Origin of the sequence: Bordetella sp. (assembly GCF_051960075.1) — a bacterium.
Taxonomy (GTDB): domain Bacteria; phylum Pseudomonadota; class Gammaproteobacteria; order Burkholderiales; family Burkholderiaceae_B; genus Bordetella.
On sequence record NZ_JBQCER010000003.1, the window covers coordinates 14,313 to 35,764 of the forward strand.

Genomic DNA, 21,452 nt, shown 5'->3' on the forward strand with positions numbered 1-21,452 from the left:
CATCTCCCGCTCAAGCGACGGCGCGCTCGAGCGCCTGCGCAAAGAAGTCGGCGACATTGAAGCCGGTCTGCTCGGTGATTTCGACGAAGCAGGTCGGGCTGGTGACATTGACTTCGGTCAGGCAGTCGCCGATGACGTCCAGGCCCACCAGCAGCAGGCCGCGCCCGGCAATGCGCTTGGCCACCGTCTCGGCGATGCGGCGATCGCTGTCGGAAAGCGGCTGGGCCACACCTCGACCGCCGGCAGCCAGGTTGCCGCGCGTCTCGCCTGCCAGCGGAATGCGCGCCAGGCAGTATGGCACCGGCTCGCCGCCGATCAGCAGCACGCGCTTGTCGCCCTTGACGATCTCGGGTATGTAGCGCTGCGCCATGATGGTTCGCGTGCCGTTGTCGGTAAGCGTCTCCAGGATGGCGTTGCGGTTGGGTTCGTCGGCACGCAGGCGGAAGATGCCCGTGCCGCCCATGCCGTCCAGCGGCTTGACGATGACGTCGTGATGCTGTGCATGAAAGGCCTTGATGCGTTCCATGTCGCGTGTGACCAGCGTGGGCGAAACCAGATCGGGAAACTCGGTGATGGCCAGTTTCTCGGGATGGTTGCGGATCGCCGCTCCGCTGTTGAAGACACGCGCCCCCTGCTCCTGCGCATATCCCAGCAGGTGCGTGGAGTAGACGTATTCCATGTCGAAGGGAGGATCCTTGCGCATGACGACTGCGCCGAAGTCCTTGAGTGGCGCCTCGACAGGCGTACCGGACTCATCCCACCAGGCATGTTCGTGCAAGTCTGCGCCCGGCACCAGGGCGATGGGCGTAGCCCGCACACGCACGATGCCCTCCTCGATGTAGAGGTCGCCCTGCGACGCCACGCTGAGCGTGTGCCCACGCGCAGACAACGCCTGCATCATGGCGACGGAACTGTCCTTGTACGCCTTGAGCAGCGGCAAGGGATCGATCACGAACAAGACATGCATCAGGTTTCCTACCCAGGATTCATACCCGATTCATGGTAACTGAATTCAGGCTGGGGCAAAGGCATACCCCTACAAGGGCAACGGCCCGGCCATCCTTCGCGGACGGCCGGGCCGTTGCATAATCTGCGCCGATGTCAGACCGCGGCTTCGACCTTGCCGCTCGCCTTTTTCTTGGGCGCTAGAACCATGACCATCTGGCGTCCTTCGAGTTTGGGCATGGCTTCCACCTGGGCCAATTCGGTCAGGTCGTCGCGCACACGCTCGAGCACACGCATGCCCAGCTCCTGGTGAGCCATTTCGCGGCCGCGGAACCGCAGCGTGACCTTGGCCTTGTCGCCCTCTTCCAGGAAGCGGCGCAGATTGCGCAGCTTGACCTGGTAATCGCCTTCATCGGTCGCAGGGCGGAATTTCACTTCCTTGACCTGGATGACCTTCTGCTTGGAGCGCGCCTCGGCTTGGCGCTTCTGTTCCTGGTACTTGAACTTGCCGTAATCCATCAGACGGCAGACCGGCGGCTCGGCGTTGGGCGCGATTTCCACCAGATCCACGTCGCTCTGTTCGGAAAGCCGGAACGCATCGGCGATCTTGACGATGCCGAGCTGTTCTCCATCCAGACCTATCAGACGCACCTCGGGGACGCGGATTTCACCGTTGATGCGTACGCTCTTTTCAGTGGCGATGTTGAAAACTCCTAGTAGTTACTCAAATGTGCGGCCGTGGCGTCATGCCTGATCGGCTGCGGCTTGCGGCAGGCTGCGGCGCATGGCGACATCTTCAGACAAGCGGCTGGTGAAGTCTTCGAGCGCCATGACGCCCAGATCCAGACCACCCAGACCGCGCACGGCGACCGTGCCGTTTTGCTTTTCTTTGTCGCCTACGACGAGGATATACGGAACCTTTTGCAGGCTGTGCTCTCGGATTTTACGGGTGATTTTTTCGCCGCGCAAATCCGGCTCAATCCTAAAGCCTTGTTTTTTCAGGGTTTGCGTAATTTGCGCCGCATAATCGGCCGAAGGCTCGGAAATGCAGCACACCACGGCCTGCACCGGAGCCAGCCAGGGCGGCATCGCGCCAGCGTAATTTTCGAGCAGCATGCCGATGAAACGTTCCAGCGAGCCGAGGATGGCCCGGTGCAGCATCACAGGCGGGCGGCGCTGGTCGTTCTGGTCGACATACTCGGCCCCCAGGCGCACCGGCATGGAGAAGTCCACCTGCATGGTGCCGCATTGCCACTGGCGGCCGATGGCGTCTTTCAGCGTGTATTCGATCTTGGGGCCGTAAAAGGCGCCGTCGCCGGGGGAGACGACAAAATCGCAGCCGGTCGCGCGCAGGCTCTCCATGAGCGCATGCTCGGCCTTGTCCCAGGTGGCATCGTCGCCGATGCGCTTCTCGGGGCGCGTGGCCACCTTGTAGAGCACCTCGGTGAAGCCGAAGTCCTTGTAGACCTTCTGCAGCAATTGGGTGTACTGGGCGCACTCTTCCTGCAACTGGTCTTCGGTGCAGAAAATGTGGCCGTCGTCTTGCGTGAAACCGCGTACGCGCATCATGCCGTGCAGCGAACCCGAGGGCTCGTTGCGATGGCACTGGCCGAATTCACCGTAGCGCAGCGGCAGTTCGCGATACGAATGCAGGCCGGCATTGAAGATCTGGATATGCCCCGGGCAGTTCATGGGCTTCAAGCCGTACATGCGGTTCTCGGACTCGGTCGTGAACATGTTTTCACGATAGTTGTCCCAGTGGCCGGTCTTTTTCCACAGCGATAGGTCGAGGATCTGCGGTGCCTTCACCTCTTGGTAACCGTTGTCCTGGTAGACGCGACGCATGTATTGCTCGACCTGCTGCCACAGCGCCCAGCCCTTGGGATGCCAGAAGATCAGGCCCGGGCCTTCATCCTGCATGTGGAAAAGATCGAGTTCGCGGCCGATTTTGCGGTGATCGCGGCGCTCGGCCTCTTCCAGCATGTGCAGATAGGCGTCCTGCTCTTCCTTGGTTGCCCAGGCGGTGCCGTAGATGCGCTGGAGCATCTCGTTGTTGCTGTCGCCGCGCCAATAGGCGCCGGCCACTTTCATGAGCTTGAAGACCTTGAGCTTGCCGGTGGACGGCACGTGCGGGCCGCGGCACAGATCGATGAACTGGCCTTCTCGGTACAGGCTGATGGTCTGGTCGCCCGGGATCGCGGCAATGATTTCGGCCTTGTAGTTCTCGCCTATGCCTTTGAAGAAGGCCACGGCGTCGTCGCGCTTCCATTCTTCGCGCGTGACGACTTCGTCTTTTTTGGCGAGTTCGGTCATCTTCTTTTCGATGGCCTGCAGGTCTTCGGGCGTGAAAGGACGCTTATAGGAGAAGTCGTAGTAGAAACCGTTTTCGATCACCGGACCGATCGTGACCTGGGCCTCGGGGAACAGCGCCTTGACGGCATATGCCAGCAGGTGCGCCGTGGAGTGGCGGATCAGATCGAGGCCGTCGGCGTCCTTGGCGGTGATGACGGCCAGGGTGGCGTCCTGCTCGATGCGATGACTTGTGTCGACCAGCCGGGGCTGCTGGCCCGGGATCGTGACGCGGCCGCCCAGCGCCGCTTTGGCCAGACCGGTGCCGATGGACTGAGCAACCTCGGCGACCGTGACGGGGCCGGGAAATTGGCGCTGAGAACCATCGGGCAGAGTGATTTGTAGCATCAGGGTGATTTCCAAAAACGACGAACGCGGCCGGTCGCCGCGTTCGTTTTGATTGCCATGCCGTATCGCCCGATTGTAGCGCTTTATGCAAGGAAGCGGCCCCGATAAAGCGGTCTTCATCGCGGCCGGCTTCCTGTACGTCTGATTTGCGCACGGGATCCGCGCGCCCAACGGCAAAAAGCGGGATTTAGTCTGAAATACGTCCCCAAATTAGGCAAGGATAGACAGGAAAATGAAAGGTTAATGTAACATCACATGCATCCAAATCATTCAGCAAATTTTCAGATTTGATTTTTTGTCCTGTTTGTTTCCTCGCCTATGCTCCCCACTTTCAAGCACGAATCGTTAAACCCGACTCCCCCGCCCGCCGCGCCTGGCGAGTTCGTTGCTCCCCGGCGCCTGCGCGTCGCCATACTCGATGACCACCCCGTAACGGCCATCGGGCTGGCCACCTGTCTGAGCCGGGACGCGCGGTTCGACGTGGTGCTGACCGAAACCTCGACAGATCGCTTTCTCGAGGCACTGACCCAGCTGCGTTGTGACGTAGCCGTCGTGGACTACAACTTGCCCGACGCCTCATGCGACGGCATGAGCCTGATCCGCCGTATCAAGCGCCACGCACGCAAAACAGCCATCGTCACGCTATCGTCCGATCCCGCCCGGGACTCGACGGCCTTTCCGGCATTTCGGGCCGGCGCCTGCGGCTTCCTGTCGAAAGCCGACCCCGAACCGCTCATCCGCGACATGGTGCATGCCGCGGCACAGCAGCCGCTGCAGTTCCATCTTAGTATCGACGGCCGCATCCGCCTCGGCAGGCCGGACGACTCCGCCGATCTGCTGAGCGCGACGGAAACCGAAATCCTGCGCCATATTTCACTGGGCCTGTCTGTCACCCAGGCGGCCCGGCGTCTGTCACGCAGCAAGAAAACCATCAGCAGCCACAAGCGCCGGGCAATGCGCAAGCTCGGGCTGGCCGATGATCTGGCTCTGGGGCTGTATTTGAAGAAAAGATTCGAATCGCGACTGCCGGGGTGAAAAGCTCGCTCTGCACCGTTCGCACGAAACAACCCCGATGCCTCGCAGAGCGCATCGGGGCCGGGAGCGCGTCAGCTGAACAGCTTGAGCGCCTGGGTGAGCGTATTGACGACCCCCCAAACCAGCGGGATCAGAACATAGAGCCAGAATATGACCAGCATGGGCTTGTTGGTCGGGTGAACTTCGTTGGTGTTCATCTCGGCGTCTCCTGTCAGTTTGCCGCGAGCTGGGCTTCGGTCATGTGGTGACGTTCGTCCACGCGCTTGACCAGCATGTTGCAGATGAAGCCGACTACCAGCAGCACGGCCATGATGTGGACGGTCATGTTGTAGGCGTCGGCTTTCACCACGCCATGGGCGACCTGGTAGGCCCGTATGTAATTGATGAGCACCGGCCCGGCAATGCCGGCCGCTGCCCATGCGGTCAGAAGCCTGCCGTGGATGCCGCCGACGTAGGCGGTTCCGAACATGTCGGCAAGATAGGCCGGCACGGTCGAGAAACCGCCGCCGTACATCGAGATGATGATGCAGAATGCCAGCACGAACATCGCGACGTTCACGTTCCCGGCAAAGATCGGCGCACTGACGTAAGCGATCGCGCCAAGCACGAAGAAGATGTAGTAGGTGTTCTTGCGACCGACCCAGTCCGACGCCGACGCCCAAATGAAGCGTCCACCCATGTTGAACAGCGACAACAACCCGACGAAGCCCGCGGCGGCGGTCGCACTGACCGCGCCCTTGAAGCTTTCCTGGATCATGACCGACGCCTGGCTGAGGATGCCGATTCCCGCGGTCACGTTCAGGAACAGAACCAGCCAGATCAGATAGAACTGCGGCGTCTTCAGCGCCTGGTCGATGTGCACGTGACTGGCCGTGATCATCTTGTGCTGAGCGGCCGCCGGCGGCGTCCAGCCGGCGGGCGTCCAGCCGGCTGGCGGCACACGGACCGCGAGCGATCCGATCACCATCGAGATGAAATAAAGAATACCCATCACGACGAAGGTTTCGGCGACGCCTACGCTCGTGGCGCTTTTGAAGTGGTTCATGAGCATGACCGACAAGGGGGCGGCGATCATCGCGCCTCCGCCGAAGCCCATGATCGCCATGCCGGTCGCCATGCCGCGCCGGTCTGGAAACCAGCGGATCAACGTCGATACCGGCGATACGTAGCCGATCCCCAGGCCTATCCCGCCGATCACGCCATAGCCGATATACAACAACCATATCTGGTGGAGATGCACGCCAAGCGCCGAGACCAGAAAACCGCCGCCGAAACAGCAGGCAGCCACGAACATTGCCAGGCGTGGCCCGACGCGCTCGAGCCACTTGCCGCCGAAAGCGGCAGCCAGGCCGAGGCAGAAGATCGCAAGCGAAAAAATCCAGCCCAGCGTTGTCAGCGGCCAGTCGCCCGGCGCCGACTTGTCGATACCGATGACCTTGGTCAGCGGGCCGTTGAACACCGAGAATGCGTAGGCTTGCCCTATGCATAGATGCACCGCCAACGCGGCGGGCGGCACCATCCAGCGAGAGAAGCCCGGCTTGGCGACGGTCGCTTCTTTCGAAAAGAACGGCGCGGCATGGCCGGCTGAGTCATAAGCACGGTTCATTGATTGTCTCCGTATGTGGGTTACACGGCGGTTCGGCATGAGATCGATTCAATATGAATAATTTTTATATGAAAAATAAAGCATATTCGTATTGAGTACCACACAGCCAAAACACCGCACCATCACTACTTTTTTGTAGCTTGTGTGTAAACCATAAAGCACCAAATCAACATCTGCAATGTGATATTTTTTGCATATTTAAAGACAGGCAGGCAAAAGAATTTGACATGGGGACAGAATAAATTAGAATGTCGGTCTTGCTTGACGCAAGGTATGCCCAGGTGGCGGAATTGGTAGACGCGCATGGTTCAGGTCCATGTGCCGCAAGGTGTGGAGGTTCGAGTCCTCTCCTGGGCACCACCGCAGAAGTGTCATGCTTTGAAAAGGCATAAAAAAAACCCCGCAAATTATTGAATTTGCGGGGTTTTTGCTTATTAGAACCAAGGCCTTTTATTAATAAAATCCAGGTCGAATCATGGCCGTGCACCAAACCGGGTGTCACATTGCCGTGCAAGTATTAAATCTCATATCAGCGAGAGGCAATATGAAAGTACCCGCGATTGCATTCGGAAAACGTCCGGATGCGAGACTCCTGTCCAGCGACAAGCCAACGCAGATCGGGGCAGCAGTAAAAAAGAAGGCGCGTGCCCGGCGGCCCATGGCCGTGAAGACGATGCTTCGGCTCGCGTTCGCCCTGTTGCTGGTCGGCACATTCGCCATTGGTGCTTTCTCTCTCAAACAGAGCAGCCGCCTGCACAACTCGACACAGTCGATCTACGAGCAAGGCTACGTCGTGAGCCTCGCGGCCGAAGAAGCACGCGCGGCGATGCTGCGGGCGAGCCGCGCGCAGAAAATGCTGCTCACGGCGACCACCGCAAAAGAGCGCGTCGAACTGGGCAACGACATTCAGTCCAATTCCGCGCAACTGACGGTGCAGATGAAAACGCTGTCGCAGTACCTCGACCCTGCAGATACCAAAGCGGTCGCGCTGGCCAAGCAATTCGATGCCGGCAGCAAGATCTGGGCCGCCGATCTGGAAAAATTCGTCAAACTGGTGCAAGCGCAGTCGCTCGACCTGTCGCAGATGAACTGGCAGGTCGGCATGCAGGACGTGTCGCTGCTCGTGGAAACCGGCAAGCTCGAGAAGACCATCGACGCGCTCGTGCAACAGTGCGGCATCGGCGCCAAGGAGACCATCAACGCGTCCGATGCCGTTTACCGCTCGTCGTTCGTCATGATCGCCGCCATGACGCTCGCGCTCATCCTGCTCGCATTCATCATCAGCGAAGTCGTGGTGCGGCGTCTTACGTCGCAGTTGGGCGGCGAGCCCGGCTATGCCAAGGCCATTGCCAGCCACATCGCAGCGGGCAACCTGTCCGGCCAGATCAAGCTCAAGCGCGGCGATAACGCGAGCATGCTGGCAGCGCTACGCGACATGCAAGGCAGCCTGTCGGGCATCGTGGGCGAAATCGCGACGAGCGCCGAGACGATCTCGCTCGCAGCGGGCGAAATTTCGATGGGCAACCTCGATCTGTCCAAACGCACCGAGCAGCAGTCGATCGCTCTGGAACGCACCGCGACCAGCATGGAAGAACTGACCTCGACGGTGCATCAGAACGCCGATAACGCCAAGCAGGCCAGCGCGCTTGCGAACAATGCCTCGGAGATTGCGGAGAAAGGCGGCGCGGTCGTGGGCCGCGTGGTGACGACGATGACCGACATCAACGAAAGCGCCAAAAGCATCGGCGACATTATCGGCGTGATCGAAGGCATCGCATTCCAGACCAATATCCTCGCGCTGAATGCGGCCGTGGAAGCGGCGCGTGCCGGCGAAAACGGCCGCGGGTTTGCCGTGGTCGCAGGCGAAGTGCGCGGCCTGGCCCAACGCAGCGCATCGGCGGCCAAGGAAATCAAAGCCCTGATCAGCACCTCGGTCGAGCGCGTCGGCAATGGCTCGCAGCTCGCCGAGGAGGCCGGAAGGACCATGGACGAAGTCGTGCAGGCAGTCAAGCGCGTGACCAACATCATGAACGAGATCTCGGCCGCCACTGCCGAACAGAGCTCCGGTATCGAGGAAATCAACGACGCCATTTCGCAGATGGATTCGGGAACTCAGCAGAACGCCGCACTGGTCGAAGAAGCCGCCGCGGCAGCCCAATCGCTCGACGATCAGGCCAAGTCGCTCGCGCACCTGGTCGAAAAGTTCACGCTGAGGTGATTCCGGCAGGCGCAGGGCATGCTTGCGTCGCCAAAAAAGCCGGGCCGTTTGCCCGGTTTTTTTTATGTTTGGACGCTTTATATTTGATCTGAAGCAAATTCCGGAGTCTTGGGCCGGGCTGGCTCGTCACATGGCCAGCTTGAATACGTGAACCGAGCGCTCGAGCGACTCGGGCTGTTCCTGCATGCTGGCCGCCGCCGCGGCGGCCTCTTCGACCAAGGCGGCATTCTGTTGGGTCATTTCGTCCATCTGAGACACGGCACGGTTGACTTCTTCGATCCCGGTGCTCTGCTCCGCACCGGCGCGATGGATGTCGGACATCAGCTGCGTGACTCCCTGCACCGAACTCACGATCCGGGACATGGTCTGCCCGGCTTGGTCGATCAACTGCCCGCCGTCGTTGACCTTGCCCACCGCATCCTCGATCAGGCCCTTGATCTGCCTGGCGGCCTCCGCGCTGCGCTGGGCGAGCGCGCGCACCTCGCCCGCCACCACCGCGAAACCCTTGCCCTGCTCGCCGGCGCGGGCCGATTCGACCGCCGCGTTCAACGCCAGAATATTGGTCTGGAAAGCGATGCCCTCGATCGTGCCGACGATCTCGGTCACTTTGTTCGATGAAGCGCGGATGCCGTGCATGGTGGCCACTGCCTGCTCCATCAAGTCCGAACCCTGGTTGGCCAGATCGAAGGTGGCGCCCACGTGCTGGTTGGCCAGCTTGGCGTTCTCGGCGTTGCTATGCACCGTGGCCGTCAGCTCGTCCATGGCAGCGGCGGTCTGCTCCAGGGAGCTGGCCTGGCTCTCGGTGCGGGACGACAGGTCGGCGTTGCCTGCCGCGATCTGACGCGACGCCACACTCAGGCTGTCGGCCGATACGCGTACATTGTCGACCAGATTGGCCAGACCTGTATTGATGCCGTTCAAGGCGTCGAACAACTGGCCGATTTCGTCGCTGCGCTTGACCGGAACCTGCATGGAAAGGTCGCCGCCGGCCAGGCGCCGCGCCGCAGCCTGCGCAATCTGCAACGGCCTGCCGACTTTGCGGCGAACAACGGCATACATGCCCAGACCAAACAGGCCGGCCGCAGCCAGACTGTGCCATGCATCCATCCAGCTCAATCCGGTGTCGTGCCCGCCCCTGGATAGCGCGAACAGGACTTCCTGCCCGATCTGCAGCGCCAGCGCCAGCGCGAAAGCGGCCAGCCCGACCGATTCGGAAAGGGTCAAAATGCGAACCTTGCTGATGTCCAGGCCCACCGCAAAGATGCCGATGACCTGCTCGTGGGCATCGTAAATGGGACGGTAGTCGAAGACGAACTTGCGGCCGGCCAGCGTCGTATTGCCGAAGTAAGTCTTGCCCGCCCGATTGAGCGCGTAAGCCGGATGCGAGCGGTCCAGCTTGACCCCGAGCGCCCGCTTGCCCTGAGCGTCCTTCACGCTGGTCGTCACCCGGATGAAATCGTCGTCCGTACGCGCCAGAATCGATGCAACGCCGCCCGTCTGCGCTTCGAAGCGGTCGAGCACCTCGTATTGCAGGCTGACCGGCTGGTCGCCGTCGAACATCATCGGGGTCTGGCGGCCGTTTATCTCCACCCGCCGGGACGGATCCAGCCTGAAGCTGCCGGAATACTGAGCCAGCAATCTCTTGAACAGCACGTCCACCTGTGCTTGGAGCGAACGGAATCGAATCATGTCGCCTCTATCGTTTTTAGAAGGTGCTTTCCCATGGCTGGGCGGGCCCAGAACGGTTTTCTGATCGTAAACCCGGGAAAGTGTGCGGCTAAACGGCAACACCTTCAAATTTACGGTTCTTGGCTTTTCCATTGTCCGCAGACCGCAGATGCGAAACGCCTATGCGCGCTGCGGCGGCTGTCGGTTTATGGCAGGGAAGCGCCGCGACAGCGGACCATCGCCTATTTTTTTCACACAAATTCCGGTGTTTGGGCTTGAATAGCGGTCTTCACAGACATTCCTTCCGAGAGAGGCTCCATGCAATCCGATGCTCCGCTCTGGTACGGCCGGCAGGTCATGACCTGGGCCGCCGAACTGGCGGCATGGTCAGACCAGAAAGACAATCTCACCTGCACCTACCTGACCCCCGCGCACCGCGCCACGGCCAGGCAAATAGGCCAGTGGATGCAGGAAGCCGGCTTCGACACCGTGCGCCACGACGCCGTGGGCAACGTGATCGGTCGCTACAAGGCCGACGCGTCGGTGGCGCATCCCGAGCTGGTCGTTACCGGCAGCCACTACGACACCGTGCGCAACGGCGGCCGCTACGACGGCCGGCTGGGCATTCTCCTGCCGATGGCCGTGGTGGCGCAGCTGAGCCGCAGCGGCGAACGCCTGCCCTACGATTTCGACGTCGTGGCCTTTGCGGAGGAAGAAGGCGCGCGCTATGGCACGGCTTTCCTGGCCTCGTCGGCTTATATCGGCCGCTACGACCCGGCGTGGCTGGATCTGGTCGACGCCAACGGCGTTGCGCTGCGCCAGGCCATGATCGAGGCGGGGCTGGTCCCGGCTGCCGTGGGCAGCGCCGCCGTCGATACGACGCGCATCAAACATTATTTCGAAGCGCACATCGAGCAAGGCCCCGTTCTGCTCGATGCCGGTCTGGCGCTGGGCGTGGTCACCTCGATCGCGGGCAGCATGCGCCGCAAGCTGCTGCTCAAGGGCCGCGCCGGGCACGCCGGCACCACGCCCATGTCGATGCGCCGCGACGCGGCCTGCGCCGCCGCCGAAATCGCCCTGTATGTGGAACAGCGCTGCAGCGAAGCCGAGACACTGGTCGGCACCGTGGGTTTGCTTGAGGTGCCTTCGGCATCGGTCAACGTGATCCCGGGCGCCTGTCGCATGAGCCTGGACATCCGCGCTGCCGACGACGCCACCCGCGATGCCGCGGTGGCCGACGTCGAACGCAAGATCGAGGAAATCTGCGCCCGCCGCAACATCGCGATCGAGGACATGCAGCCAGCCTGGAGCGTGGCCGCCGCTCCGTGCTCCGGCGAACATCGCGCGATGTGGCGGGCCGTGCTGGCGGAACTGGGTCAGCCGCAGTTTGAACTGCCGTCGGGCGCCGGCCACGACGCCAAGATCCTCGAAGACGTCGCGCCGGTGAGCATGCTGTTCGTGCGCTGCGGCAACGGCGGCATCAGCCACAATCCGCTGGAAACCATCACGACCGACGACGCCGATCTGGCGGGTCGGGCCGTGCTCGCCTTTCTGCGCAGACTGGGCTGACACCCGCGTGCGCGCCATAGCGGTGCAGACATGCGCCGCCATGGCGCACGCCTGCACGCCGCCAGGCGCAAAACCCCAGACAAACCGATCCGAACGCCTTCATCGCCGGGCTGGCATGATCCTTGCTTTGATTTTGTATACCAATATGGTGTGCATTTTTCAAATCAACGTCCAACCCCGGAGATCCGACGATGAACCGTAGAAAGCTGTTTCTCTCCTTGTGCGCCTCGGCCGCGATGCTGGCATGCACCGCTTCTCATGCGAACGAACTGGCCGACATCCGCCACGCCGGCGTTCTCAAAGTAGCCGTGCCGCAGGACTTTCCTCCGTTCGGCTCGGTGGGCGCCGACATGCAGCCGCAGGGCTACGATATCGACATGGCGCGCCTGATCGCCAAGCAGTTGCACGTCAAGATCGATCTGGTCCCGGTCACCAGCGAGAACCGCATCCCCTTCTTGCAGACGCACAAAGTCGATCTGGTGATCTCCAGCCTGGGCAAGAATCCCGAGCGCGCCAAGGTTCTCGATTTCTCCGATGCCTACGCGCCCTTCTATAACGGCGTCTTCGGCCCGGCCGACGCCAAGGTCAAGGATGCGGCCGACCTGGCGGGCAAGACGATCGGTGTGACGCGCGGCGCCATCGAAGACTTGGCGCTGTCCAAGATCGCGCCGCCCACAGCCGACATCAAACGCTATGAAGACAACAACGCCACCATCACGGCTTTTCTTTCCGGTCAGGTGCAATTGATCGCCACGGGCAACGTCGTGGCCGCGGCCATCGTCGCGCGCCATCCCGCCAAGGAGCCCCAGCCCAAGTTCCTGATCAGCAACTCGCCCTGCTACGTCGGCATGAACAAGGGCGAGCCGGCGCTGATGAAGGAGGTCAACGCCATCATCGCAAAATCCAGAAAAGACGGCGCGCTCAACAAGATCTCCGAGCACTGGCTCGGCATGCCGCTGCCCAAGGATCTGTGACCGCGCCGGCGATCGGAGAGATCACGCATGGCTTATCAGTTTGATTTCGGCGCGGTACTGGCCTACACACCCGTACTGCTCAAGGGCGTGGCGGTGACGGTCGAGCTGACCGTGTTCGGCGCGGTCTTCGGCCTGCTCATCGGCGTGGCTGGCGCCTGGGCGCGCACACAGGGCCCTGCCCCCGTGCGCCGGCTCGTGACCGCCTATGTCGAACTGGTACGCAATACGCCCTTTCTGATCCAGTTGTTCTTCATCTTCTTCGGCCTGCCCTCGCTGGGCATTCATCTACGGGAGATGCATGCCGCCTGCCTGGCCATGGCCCTGAATCTGGCAGCCTACTGCACCGAGATCATCCGCGCGGGCATCGTCGCCACGCCGCGCGGACAGCTCGAAGCCGCCGCGTCGCTGGCCATGTCGCGCGGCCAGGCATTCGTGCACGTGGTGATCAAGCCGGCGCTGCGTCGCGTGTGGCCGGCGCTGGTGTCGCAGATCGTCATCGTGATGCTGGGCTCGGCCGTCTGCTCGCAGATCGCCGCGCCCGAGCTTTCCTATGCGGCCAATTTCATCCAGTCGCGCAATTTCCGCGCATTCGAATCGTATCTGGTCGCCACGGGCCTCTATCTGGCGCTGTCGCTGCTTATCCGGCAGACCCTGCTGGCGTTCGGGCATCGGGTTTTCGGCAGGAGGTCGGCATGACGACATTCACGCAGTGGGACATACTGCGAGGCTTGCTTCTGGGGGCCCGCTGGACCGCGGCGCTTTCGCTGGCGACCTTTGCCGGCTCTGCCATCCTGGGAATGGCGCTGCTGCTGGCCCGCACCTCGCGGCGCCGGGAACTGCGCGTGGCCGCGCGCCTGTATATCGAGCTGTTACAGGGCACGCCGCTGCTGATGCAGTTGTTCCTGGCGTTTTTCGGCCTGTCGCTGTTCGGCCTGGACGTGCCCGCGTGGCTGGCGGCCGGCCTGGCGCTCATCCTCTGGGCTTCGGCGTTTCTCGCGGAGATCTGGCGCGGCTGCGTCGAGTCGGTGCAGCGCGGCCAATGGGAAGCCTCGGCCAGCCTGGCCATGGGCTACTTCCAGCAGATGCGGCACGTCATCCTGCCCCAGGCCCTGAGGCTGTCGATCCCGCCGACCGTAGGATTTTCCGTGCAGATCGTCAAGAGCACGGCGCTCACCTCCATCATCGGCTTCACCGAACTGTCCAAGGCCGGGACCATCATCACCAACGCGACGTTCCAGCCGTTCACGGTCTATGGCTATGCCGCGTTGATCTATTTCGCATTGTGCTGGCCCATGTCCTGCTTGAGCCATAGCCTGGAACGGAGATTGCAACATGCCGCTGATCGCGCTTGAAGATGTACACAAACACTTTGGCGAAAACGAGGTGCTCAAGGGCGTGACCCTGCGTGTGGAAGCCGGCGAGGTCATAGCCATCATCGGCAAGAGCGGTTCGGGCAAAAGCACGATGCTACGGTGCATAAACGGCCTGGAAACGCCTGATGGCGGAGCCATCATGGTCGCCGATTCGCAGGTGGCCGCCGATGAGCTGCGCTTGCGCGCGCTCCGGCTCAAGGTGGGCATGGTCTTTCAGCAGTTCAACCTTTTCCCCCATCTGAGCGTCGGGCGCAATGTCATGCTCTCGCCCATGGTGACACGCAAAGTGCCGCGCGAGCAGGCAGAAGCCACGGCCCGCCGCATGCTCGATCGAGTCGGCCTGCTGCACCGATTCGACGCCTGGCCCGACCAGCTCTCCGGCGGCCAGCAACAGCGCGTGGCTATCGCGCGGGCTCTGGCCATGGAGCCGATGGCTCTGCTGTGCGACGAGATCACCTCCGCGCTCGACCCCGAATTGGTGGCCGAGGTGCTGGCCGTGGTGCGCGAACTGGCGGCAGACGGCATGACGTTGCTGATGGTGACGCACGAAATGCGCTTTGCGCGGGAAGTCTGCGACCGCGTCGTCTTCATGCACCAGGGCCGCATCCATGAATCCGGCGCGCCGCAGGCATTGTTCCAGGCGCCGCAGACGCCTGAACTACGTCAGTTTCTCGGCTTGTGATGACGAGAGGCTCAGGCCAGCAATGCGGAGACCAGGTCCACGCCGCGCTCGTCGTCTTCGGTGAATTTCAGGCTGCGCTCGACATGCTCGATATGCCGCACCATCAGCTCGCAAGCCCGCGCCGCGTCGCCGGCCTTGGCAGCCTTGATGAACGCGACGTGCTCGTCGTGCGAGCAGCCAGCGTCGGCGGTCGATTGGTAGAACACGGTGATGATGGCGCTGCGCGCCGACAGCTCCTGGAGCATCTCGGTCAGCACGGTGTTGCCGACCACTTCGGCCAGCAGGATGTGGAACTTGCCCAGCAATTGGTTGCGCAGATGCACGTCCGACCCGGCAATGGCCTGGCGTTCGCTTTTGAGGTGCACGTCGATGCGCTTGTAGTCGGCAGGCTTGGCGCAGGAGACGAATTCGCGTGCCAGCGCGCTTTCCAGGATGCGGCGCACCGCATAGATCTCGCGGGCTTCGGCTGCGCTGGGCTTGCTGACGAACGCCCCTTTCTCAGGCATGGTGCGGATGAGCTTGTCTTTGGACAGCATCAGCAGCGCAGCGCGGATCTTGGTGCGGCTGACGCCATAGGCACGCGCCAGCGCTTCTTCGCGCAGGCGCGTACCCGGGGGCAACTGGCGCGCAACGATGGCATCGGAAATGCTGCGCGCGATTTGTTCGGCACTCAAATCGGCGGTTTTGACGGCGGAGGTCGGCTTCATGATGACGATAGTCTATCTAAAATTTAACTACATTTATTGAATACAAATTTTGTATTCAATAAACTGATATCTTGCAGCACGGTCCACGCGCCGCTATCCCCTCGCTTCGGTTCTTTCCATGTCCACGCAGATCTTCAATTCCATCGACGCATTTCTCCTGGCCGAGCAGCCGGCCCAGACCCGATTCCTGGCCGAGCTGGTGCGCCAGCCCTCGGACAACCCTCCCGGCGATTGCGCGCCCCATGCCGAACTGGCCGAGCGGTTGCTGACCGGCCTGGCGCTGCCGGTGGAGCGCCACGTTCCGGCCATCGAGCCGGTGCGCGAACAAGGCATGATCTCGATCGTCAACCTGGTGGTGCGCCACGTTTTTTCCGACGATGGCCCGGTCGTCGCGCTCAATGCACACGGCGATGTGGTGCCGCCCGGCCAGGGTTGGACGCGCGAGCCCTACGGCGCGCGGATCGAGCAGGACCCGGAGCACGGCGCAGTCATGTTCGGGCGCGGGGTCGCAGTGTCGAAGTCCGATTTCGCCACCTACACCTGGGCCTTGCTCGCGCTCAAGGCGGCGCAGCGTGCGGGCGCGCGCCTGCGCGGGGCCATCGAACTGCACCTGACTTATGACGAGGAGGCCGGCGGCGTCAACGGCCCGGCCTTCCTGCTCGACAGCGGCGCCAGTCGCCCCGATCTGGCGATTTCCGCCGGTTTTGCCTATCACGTCACCACGGCGCACAACGGCTGCCTGCATCTGGAGGTCAGCGTTCATGGCCGCCAGGCTCACGCCGCCATGCCGCATACCGGGGTGGATGCCCTGCAGGCGGCAAATGACGTCATGCAGGCGCTATACGCCTATCGGCGCACGCTGGGCGCGGCCACGTCCGCAATGACCGGAATCGGCTCGCCGAGCATGACCATCGGCCTGATTCGCGGCGGCATCAATACCAACGTCGTTCCCGATCTGGTGACATTCCGCCTCGATCGGCGCTTGATTCCGGAAGAGTCGGGGCCGCAGGCCGAAGAAGAATTGCTCGCGGTCATCGCCGAGGCAGCCCGTGCCTGCCAGCCGGGCATCGAAGTCCGCACGCGGCGTCTTCTTCTGGCCGAACCGCTGGTGCAACTGCCGGGCGCGGCGGCGCTCATCGAACCGCTGCAGCGTCATGCGCAGGCGGTTTTCGGCGTCGAGATCCCCGTACACAGCGTTCCGCTCTACACCGATGCGCGCCACTATACGCAGCGCGGCATTCCTACCGTGTTGTACGGCGCGGGACCGCGCACGCTGATGGAGGCGCGCGGCCATAATGCCGACGAGAATCTGCGCTTGAACGATCTCTACGGCGCGACCCGAGTGGTGGCGCATACGCTGGCCGACATCTTGCGCGCGGATTGAGGCCTGCGCGCGGACGCGGGCGGCTCGGCCGGCCCGCAGGCTTATGCCAGCCGCGACAGGAACGCCTGCGTGACGGTCGCCGCCGCATCGATATCGGCGGCGCTGACGGTTTCATCCGGATGGTGGCTGATGCCGCCGTTGCCGCAGCGCACGAACAGCATGCTCACCGGCGCGACGTCGGCCAACTTGATGGCGTCGTGCCCCGCGCCCGAGGGCAGTTCGCTGACTTCCAGCCCCTGGGCGGCGATCGCTTCGCGCCAATGCGCGCGAGCTTGCTCGTCGCAGGGCGTGGCCGGCACGCTCATCAGGGTCTCGCATTCCAGCTCGATGCCGCGCCGCGAGCAGATATCGTCGGCAGCCGCCAGGATATCGGCAAGCGCGGCGTCGCGCAGCGCATCGGCAGGCGCGCGCAGATCCAGGGTGAAAGTGCAGCGCCCCGGCACGACATTGACCGAACCGCCGGGAGCGTCGATCTTGCCTACCGTGCCTACCAGTTCCGGATGGGCGCGGCAACGCGCTTCGATCGCCAGCACGATCTCGGCCGCGGCGCAGATCGCGTCGCGGCGCATATCCATGGGCGTCGTGCCCGCATGTCCGGCCCGGCCTCGCAGCATGAAGCGTCTACGCGTAGCTCCGGCAATGGCGCTGACCACGCCCACGGCCAGTCCGCGCGCCAGCAGCACGGGCCCCTGCTCGATATGGATCTCGAAATACGCATCCGGGCGCGCGCCTGCGACGGGCGCCGCGAGCGCCTGCGGATCACGGCCAGCGTCGGTCAACGCCTGTGCCATGGAAACACCGCCTGCGTCGCGGGTCTCCAGCAAGGCAGCATCGAACCGGCCGATATAGGCGGACGAGCCCAGGAAAGTGCTGCCGAAGCGCACACCCTCTTCTTCGGCAAAGCCCACGACCTCGAAATCGAAAGGCGGACGCCACTGCCTGGCATGCCATCCGCCCACCAGCGCGATGGGCAGCAGGATGCCGAGCCGGCCGTCGTAGAGGCCACCGTTGCGCACGGTGTCGTAATGGCTGCCGGTCGCCACCAGGCGCGCAGACTCGGCCCGGACGCAGGCCCGATAGCGCCCGATCACGTTGCCGGCCGCATCGATCCGCACCGCATCGAAACCGGCTTCGCGCATCCATTGGGCTAGTTGCCCCGCGACCTCGCGGTGCGCCGCAGTCATATACGCGCAGGTCAGGCCGTCGGGGTCGTCTGAATGCCTGGCGAGCGCACGGGCCCGGGCAAGGATCGATTGGCCCATAGCGGGGGCGCTACAAGCTGCACGGTCAGGCATGGCGATCTCCACTACTGCGCCGGGACCGGCGCGCAGCGGAGAATTTTAACAATTTTTGTATACAAAAATAGACCGCGCTATCCTGACTTCAGTAGGTCTCCACATGCAGGCGTCCCTGCGCTCGCAACTGGGCGTGCAAGGCGTCCCAGCCCGCGCCAGCGACGTCCCGCAAGGCCTGCAGCACGCCGGCTTCCATGCCCTTGAGGCCGCAGACGTAGATATACGTGTTTTCGTCGGCCAGCAACGCAGCCACATCGACTGCGCGCTCTCGCATGGCGTCCTGCACATAGCGCTTGGGCTGATCCGGTTCGCGCGAGAGCGCGAGGTTGATGTCGATGAAATTTTCGGGCAACTTCATCAGCGGACCGAAATACGGCAGCTCGCGCCGGGTGCGCGCGCCAAAGAACAGCATCAGTTTGCCATTTACGTCCTGCGCGATGCGCCGCCTGCAATGCTCGGTCATGGCGCGCATGGGCGCCGAACCCGTGCCGGTGCAGATCATGAGCAAATTGGCGCGCGCATGGTTGGGCATGAGGAAGCTGCTGCCGAACGGGCCGATGACCTGCACTGTGTCGCCCTTGGCCAGATCGCACAGATAGTTCGAGCACACGCCCGCATAGGGTTTGCCGTCGTAGTCTTCGGTGACGCGTTTTACCGTCAGGGACAGGTTGTTGTAGCCGGGCCGCTCGCCGTCGCGCGGGCTGGCGATCGAATACTGGCGCGCAAAATGCGCGCGCCCGTGAGCGTCGACGCCCGGCGGCAAAATGCCCAGCGACTGCCCTTCCAGCACGGGAAAGAACAGCGAGCCGAAGTCGAGCACGATGTGATGTACGTCGCTGCCCATGTCGGCATCCGTGACGCGATAGTTGCCTACCACGGTCGCGGCGACGGGCGCTTTTGGCGCATATAGGTTCACGTAGGGATGGGCAGCCGACCAGGGCGGCACCATCGACCCGGACGCCGTGGACGCCGGCGCCTGGACCTCGGGCACGGCGTCGTGCTGCGGGACCTGCAACGGCGGCGGGTCCGCCTGGTACTCGGCCGGCGGCTTTTTTTCCCGAGGCAGTTCGTCCCAGCCGAACTGATCCTCCAGACTATAAGCCTCCTCGCGCAACATCAGCCGCCAATTGTCGATCGAACCGGTGGGGCACGGCGGAATGCAGGCCATGCAGCTATTGCAGATGGCAGGATCCACCACATAGTTGCGGCCGTCGTGCGTAATCGCGTCGACCGGGCAGGTTTCTTCGCAGGTATTGCACCGGATGCAGATCTCGGGATCGATCAGATGCTGCTTCAACATATCGGCTGGCAGGGGCGCGTTCATCTTTTTGCTTCCATTGCGGGATCGGCGAATCGGCAGACCGGCGGACGAGCCGGCGCCATCCGGTTGTGCGCCTCAGTTGAAGCGTACGTATTCGAACTGCACAGGATTGCGGTTGATGCCCATGACCGGCGGCGCGATCCAGTTGGCGAATTTACCGGGCTCGGCGACGCGCCCCATGAGCGACGCGACGAAAGCGCGGTCTTCGGGCGTGGGCAGCCAGCGGTCGACGTTGGCCTTCCACTGCGCATCGCTCAGCACCTCGCCCTGCGGCGACACGCGCACGCCCGCGAGCGTGCCGATCTGGCGGTTGAACGCCTTGTGCGGCACAGTCAGCCTGAAGGCAATGCCCGCCTTCTCGATCACCTTGTTCCAGCGCCCGACGCCGGACACCGAATCGCGGATGAAATCGTCGCGCAGCACTTCGTTGAGCGCGTTGAGCATGGGCACTTCGACCTCGACCAGTTTGCCGTCCTGCACCTGCAATACGCGGTAGGTGTCGTTCCTGAGCTGGTGGTCGTCGGCGCGCTTGCCTTCCTCGAAGCGGCCTTTCAGGCCGGCGTTATAGAAGATGGCGGCATTGGACGACTGGTCAGCGCCGAAGAGGTCGATGGTGACGCTGTAATGGAAGTTCAGGTAACGCTGAATGGTGGGCAGATCGATGACGCCGGCCGCGCGTATCGTGGCGGGATCGTCGGTCTTGAGCTGGTTCATCACTTCGCAGGTGCGCTGAATCACCCGCGACACGCCCGACTCGCCCACAAACATGTGGTGCGCCTCTTCGGTCAGCATGAACTTGGTGGTGCGCGCCAACGGGTCGAAGCCCGATTCGGCCAGCGCGCACAGCTGGAACTTGCCGTCCCGGTCGGTAAAGTAGGTAAACATGTAGAAGGCGAGCCAATCGGGCGTCTTCTCGTTGAAGGCGCCCAGGATGCGCGGATTGTCGGTGTCGCCCGAACGGCGCTCGAGCAGCGCGTCGGCCTCCTCGCGGCCGTCGCGGCCGAAATAGCGATGCAGCAGATAGACCATGGCCCATAGGTGGCGGCCCTCTTCCACATTGATCTGGAACAGGTTGCGCAGGTCGTACTGCGACGGCGCGGTGAGGCCGAGGTGGCGCTGCTGCTCGATTGACGCCGGCTCCGTGTCGCCCTGCGTGACGATGATGCGGCGCAGATTGGCGCGATGCTCGCCGGGCACGTCCTGCCACACCTCGCGGCCCAGGTTTTCGCCGAAATGGATTTTGCGCTGGCCGTCCTGCGGCGCGAGGAAGATGCCCCAGCGGTAGTCCGGCATTTTGACGTGGCCGAAATGCGCCCAGCCGTCGGGCTCGACGCTGACCGCGGTGCGCAGGTAGACGTCGAAGTTGTGCGAGCCGTCCGGCCCCATGTCCTGCCACCACTGCAGATAGTTGGGCTGCCAGTGTTCGAGCGCGCGCTGCAGCGCGCGGTCGCCGGACAAATTGACGTTGTTGGGGATCTTCTCGCTGTAGTTGATGCCGGACATGAGGTGTCTCCTGGTTCTGTCGGGCCGGCGCCGGGCCGGTCCTCGGTGTGTCGCTGACGGTGCGCGGAAAGCGTGCGCGGTCAGACCCGGTTCCAATCGAAAGCAGCCTGCTCACCCTTGCCGTACAGCTTGAGGGCGCCTTTCTCGCCGGCCGCATTGGGCCGGTTGAAAATCCAGTTCTGCCAGGCCGTGAGCCGGCCGAAGATGCGGGTCTCCATGGTTTCGCCGGGACCGAAGCGCAAATTGGCCTCCAGGCCTGTCAGCGCGTCGGGCGACAACGCGCGGCGCTCTTCCAGCGCCATGCGCAGTTCGTCTTCCCAATCGATTTCGTCGGGCGTGGAGGTGACCAGCCCCAATCGCAGGGCCTCGCCCGCATCGACGGCCTGACCGATCCGTTCTCGTACCGCTTGCATCGGGCCGGATTCGTCGTAGAAGCGCCGCTGCAGGCGGCTCTGTCCATTGACCATGGGATAGG

At 62.9% G+C, this 21,452-nt stretch carries 18 protein-coding genes, 1 tRNA gene and 1 pseudogene; 9 read left to right on the forward strand and 11 right to left on the reverse strand.

Annotated elements, in window-relative coordinates; translation table 11 throughout:
- Nucleotides 1–10: 10 nt before the first annotated feature.
- The 3 genes from gshB to thrS form a co-directional block, all read right to left on the reverse strand.
- Nucleotides 11–967, reverse strand: coding sequence for a glutathione synthase (gshB, locus tag ACTHJ1_RS00365; RefSeq protein ID WP_440186266.1), 957 nt, complete (start codon nucleotides 965–967; stop codon nucleotides 11–13).
- A 134-nt stretch (nucleotides 968–1,101) separates the two neighbouring features.
- Nucleotides 1,102–1,647 (reverse strand): translation initiation factor IF-3, encoded by a 546-nt coding sequence (gene infC / locus ACTHJ1_RS00370; protein WP_440186310.1) that lies wholly within the window; start codon nucleotides 1,645–1,647, stop codon nucleotides 1,102–1,104.
- 42 nt (nucleotides 1,648–1,689) lie between these two features.
- Nucleotides 1,690–3,642, reverse strand: a complete 1,953-nt coding sequence (gene thrS / locus ACTHJ1_RS00375; protein ID WP_440186268.1) for a threonine--tRNA ligase — start codon at nucleotides 3,640–3,642, stop codon at nucleotides 1,690–1,692.
- A gap of 318 nt (nucleotides 3,643–3,960) precedes the next feature.
- Here thrS and ACTHJ1_RS00380 point away from each other — a divergent pair, with 318 nt between their 5' ends.
- Nucleotides 3,961–4,677 carry a response regulator gene (locus ACTHJ1_RS00380; RefSeq protein WP_440186270.1) on the forward strand — a complete coding sequence of 239 codons (717 nt, stop codon included), beginning with the start codon at nucleotides 3,961–3,963 and terminating at the stop codon, nucleotides 4,675–4,677.
- A gap of 71 nt (nucleotides 4,678–4,748) precedes the next feature.
- Here the strand turns inward: ACTHJ1_RS00380 and ACTHJ1_RS00385 are convergent, their stop codons facing one another.
- Nucleotides 4,749–4,874: an MFS transporter small subunit gene (locus ACTHJ1_RS00385; RefSeq protein ID WP_440186272.1), complete on the reverse strand. Its 126-nt coding sequence runs from the start codon at nucleotides 4,872–4,874 to the stop codon at nucleotides 4,749–4,751.
- Between the two features lie 14 nt (nucleotides 4,875–4,888).
- Complete coding sequence (locus ACTHJ1_RS00390; protein ID WP_440186274.1) at nucleotides 4,889–6,283, reverse strand: L-lactate MFS transporter; 1,395 nt, start codon at nucleotides 6,281–6,283, stop codon at nucleotides 4,889–4,891.
- 275 nt (nucleotides 6,284–6,558) lie between these two features.
- Between ACTHJ1_RS00390 and ACTHJ1_RS00395 the strand changes: the two genes are divergently transcribed.
- Both ACTHJ1_RS00395 and ACTHJ1_RS00400 read left to right on the forward strand, forming a co-directional pair.
- Nucleotides 6,559–6,643: transfer RNA gene (locus tag ACTHJ1_RS00395), tRNA-Leu, on the forward strand.
- A 298-nt stretch (nucleotides 6,644–6,941) separates the two neighbouring features.
- Nucleotides 6,942–8,501 (forward strand): methyl-accepting chemotaxis protein, encoded by a 1,560-nt coding sequence (locus tag ACTHJ1_RS00400; RefSeq protein ID WP_440186276.1) that lies wholly within the window; start codon nucleotides 6,942–6,944, stop codon nucleotides 8,499–8,501.
- 126 nt (nucleotides 8,502–8,627) lie between these two features.
- Here the strand turns inward: ACTHJ1_RS00400 and ACTHJ1_RS00405 are convergent, their stop codons facing one another.
- Nucleotides 8,628–10,190 (reverse strand): methyl-accepting chemotaxis protein, encoded by a 1,563-nt coding sequence (locus tag ACTHJ1_RS00405; RefSeq protein WP_440186278.1) that lies wholly within the window; start codon nucleotides 10,188–10,190, stop codon nucleotides 8,628–8,630.
- A gap of 297 nt (nucleotides 10,191–10,487) precedes the next feature.
- Here ACTHJ1_RS00405 and ACTHJ1_RS00410 point away from each other — a divergent pair, with 297 nt between their 5' ends.
- The 5 genes from ACTHJ1_RS00410 (at nucleotide 10,488) to ACTHJ1_RS00430 (ending at nucleotide 14,767) form a co-directional block, all read left to right on the forward strand.
- Complete coding sequence (locus ACTHJ1_RS00410) at nucleotides 10,488–11,738, forward strand: hydantoinase/carbamoylase family amidase (RefSeq protein ID WP_440186280.1); 1,251 nt, start codon at nucleotides 10,488–10,490, stop codon at nucleotides 11,736–11,738.
- A 191-nt stretch (nucleotides 11,739–11,929) separates the two neighbouring features.
- Nucleotides 11,930–12,712, forward strand: a complete 783-nt coding sequence (locus ACTHJ1_RS00415; RefSeq protein ID WP_440186282.1) for a transporter substrate-binding domain-containing protein — start codon at nucleotides 11,930–11,932, stop codon at nucleotides 12,710–12,712.
- Between the two features lie 27 nt (nucleotides 12,713–12,739).
- On the forward strand, nucleotides 12,740–13,408 hold the full coding sequence (locus ACTHJ1_RS00420; protein ID WP_440186284.1) for an amino acid ABC transporter permease: 669 nt from the start codon (nucleotides 12,740–12,742) through the stop codon (nucleotides 13,406–13,408).
- A complete protein-coding gene (locus ACTHJ1_RS00425) occupies nucleotides 13,405–14,064 on the forward strand; it encodes an amino acid ABC transporter permease (RefSeq protein ID WP_440186286.1) in 660 nt (219 codons plus the stop codon). The genes ACTHJ1_RS00420 and ACTHJ1_RS00425 overlap by 4 nt, the downstream gene beginning before the upstream one ends.
- Nucleotides 14,045–14,767: an amino acid ABC transporter ATP-binding protein gene (locus ACTHJ1_RS00430; protein ID WP_440186288.1), complete on the forward strand. Its 723-nt coding sequence runs from the start codon at nucleotides 14,045–14,047 to the stop codon at nucleotides 14,765–14,767. The genes ACTHJ1_RS00425 and ACTHJ1_RS00430 overlap by 20 nt, the downstream gene beginning before the upstream one ends.
- 11 nt (nucleotides 14,768–14,778) lie before the next feature.
- On the opposite strand, the gene ACTHJ1_RS00435 is transcribed toward ACTHJ1_RS00430, so the two are convergent.
- Nucleotides 14,779–15,474: a GntR family transcriptional regulator gene (locus ACTHJ1_RS00435; RefSeq protein WP_440186290.1), complete on the reverse strand. Its 696-nt coding sequence runs from the start codon at nucleotides 15,472–15,474 to the stop codon at nucleotides 14,779–14,781.
- Between the two features lie 118 nt (nucleotides 15,475–15,592).
- Here ACTHJ1_RS00435 and ACTHJ1_RS00440 point away from each other — a divergent pair, with 118 nt between their 5' ends.
- On the forward strand, nucleotides 15,593–16,858 hold the full coding sequence (locus ACTHJ1_RS00440; protein ID WP_440186292.1) for a M20/M25/M40 family metallo-hydrolase: 1,266 nt from the start codon (nucleotides 15,593–15,595) through the stop codon (nucleotides 16,856–16,858).
- A 41-nt stretch (nucleotides 16,859–16,899) separates the two neighbouring features.
- On the opposite strand, the gene ACTHJ1_RS00445 is transcribed toward ACTHJ1_RS00440, so the two are convergent.
- From ACTHJ1_RS00445 to ACTHJ1_RS00460, 4 genes and pseudogenes are all read right to left on the reverse strand, one after another.
- Complete coding sequence (locus tag ACTHJ1_RS00445) at nucleotides 16,900–18,153, reverse strand: allantoate amidohydrolase (RefSeq protein WP_440186294.1); 1,254 nt, start codon at nucleotides 18,151–18,153, stop codon at nucleotides 16,900–16,902.
- Between the two features lie 88 nt (nucleotides 18,154–18,241).
- Nucleotides 18,242–19,477 (reverse strand): benzoyl-CoA 2,3-epoxidase subunit BoxA, encoded by a 1,236-nt coding sequence (gene boxA, locus ACTHJ1_RS00450; protein WP_440186296.1) that lies wholly within the window; start codon nucleotides 19,475–19,477, stop codon nucleotides 18,242–18,244.
- A gap of 72 nt (nucleotides 19,478–19,549) precedes the next feature.
- Nucleotides 19,550–20,977, reverse strand: a complete 1,428-nt coding sequence (gene boxB, locus ACTHJ1_RS00455; protein ID WP_440186298.1) for a benzoyl-CoA 2,3-epoxidase subunit BoxB — start codon at nucleotides 20,975–20,977, stop codon at nucleotides 19,550–19,552.
- An 80-nt stretch (nucleotides 20,978–21,057) separates the two neighbouring features.
- Nucleotides 21,058–21,452, reverse strand: a pseudogene (locus ACTHJ1_RS00460) (2,3-epoxybenzoyl-CoA dihydrolase); the annotation flags it as partial.

Coding starts and splice junctions, on each gene's coding strand:
- ACTHJ1_RS00410 (WP_440186280.1), top strand. CDS start 10,488: ATGCAATCCGATGCTCCGCTCTGGTACGGCCGGCAGGTCATGACCTGG.
- ACTHJ1_RS00425 (WP_440186286.1), top strand. CDS start 13,405: ATGACGACATTCACGCAGTGGGACATACTGCGAGGCTTGCTTCTGGGG.
- ACTHJ1_RS00445 (WP_440186294.1), bottom strand. CDS start 18,153: ATGCCTGACCGTGCAGCTTGTAGCGCCCCCGCTATGGGCCAATCGATC.
- ACTHJ1_RS00440 (WP_440186292.1), top strand. CDS start 15,593: ATGTCCACGCAGATCTTCAATTCCATCGACGCATTTCTCCTGGCCGAG.
- ACTHJ1_RS00420 (WP_440186284.1), top strand. CDS start 12,740: ATGGCTTATCAGTTTGATTTCGGCGCGGTACTGGCCTACACACCCGTA.
- ACTHJ1_RS00385 (WP_440186272.1), bottom strand. CDS start 4,874: ATGAACACCAACGAAGTTCACCCGACCAACAAGCCCATGCTGGTCATA.
- ACTHJ1_RS00390 (WP_440186274.1), bottom strand. CDS start 6,283: ATGAACCGTGCTTATGACTCAGCCGGCCATGCCGCGCCGTTCTTTTCG.
- ACTHJ1_RS00430 (WP_440186288.1), top strand. CDS start 14,045: ATGCCGCTGATCGCGCTTGAAGATGTACACAAACACTTTGGCGAAAAC.
- gshB (WP_440186266.1), bottom strand. CDS start 967: ATGCATGTCTTGTTCGTGATCGATCCCTTGCCGCTGCTCAAGGCGTAC.
- ACTHJ1_RS00405 (WP_440186278.1), bottom strand. CDS start 10,190: ATGATTCGATTCCGTTCGCTCCAAGCACAGGTGGACGTGCTGTTCAAG.
- thrS (WP_440186268.1), bottom strand. CDS start 3,642: ATGCTACAAATCACTCTGCCCGATGGTTCTCAGCGCCAATTTCCCGGC.
- ACTHJ1_RS00415 (WP_440186282.1), top strand. CDS start 11,930: ATGAACCGTAGAAAGCTGTTTCTCTCCTTGTGCGCCTCGGCCGCGATG.
- ACTHJ1_RS00435 (WP_440186290.1), bottom strand. CDS start 15,474: ATGAAGCCGACCTCCGCCGTCAAAACCGCCGATTTGAGTGCCGAACAA.
- ACTHJ1_RS00400 (WP_440186276.1), top strand. CDS start 6,942: ATGGCCGTGAAGACGATGCTTCGGCTCGCGTTCGCCCTGTTGCTGGTC.
- boxB (WP_440186298.1), bottom strand. CDS start 20,977: ATGTCCGGCATCAACTACAGCGAGAAGATCCCCAACAACGTCAATTTG.
- ACTHJ1_RS00380 (WP_440186270.1), top strand. CDS start 3,961: ATGCTCCCCACTTTCAAGCACGAATCGTTAAACCCGACTCCCCCGCCC.
- boxA (WP_440186296.1), bottom strand. CDS start 19,477: ATGAACGCGCCCCTGCCAGCCGATATGTTGAAGCAGCATCTGATCGAT.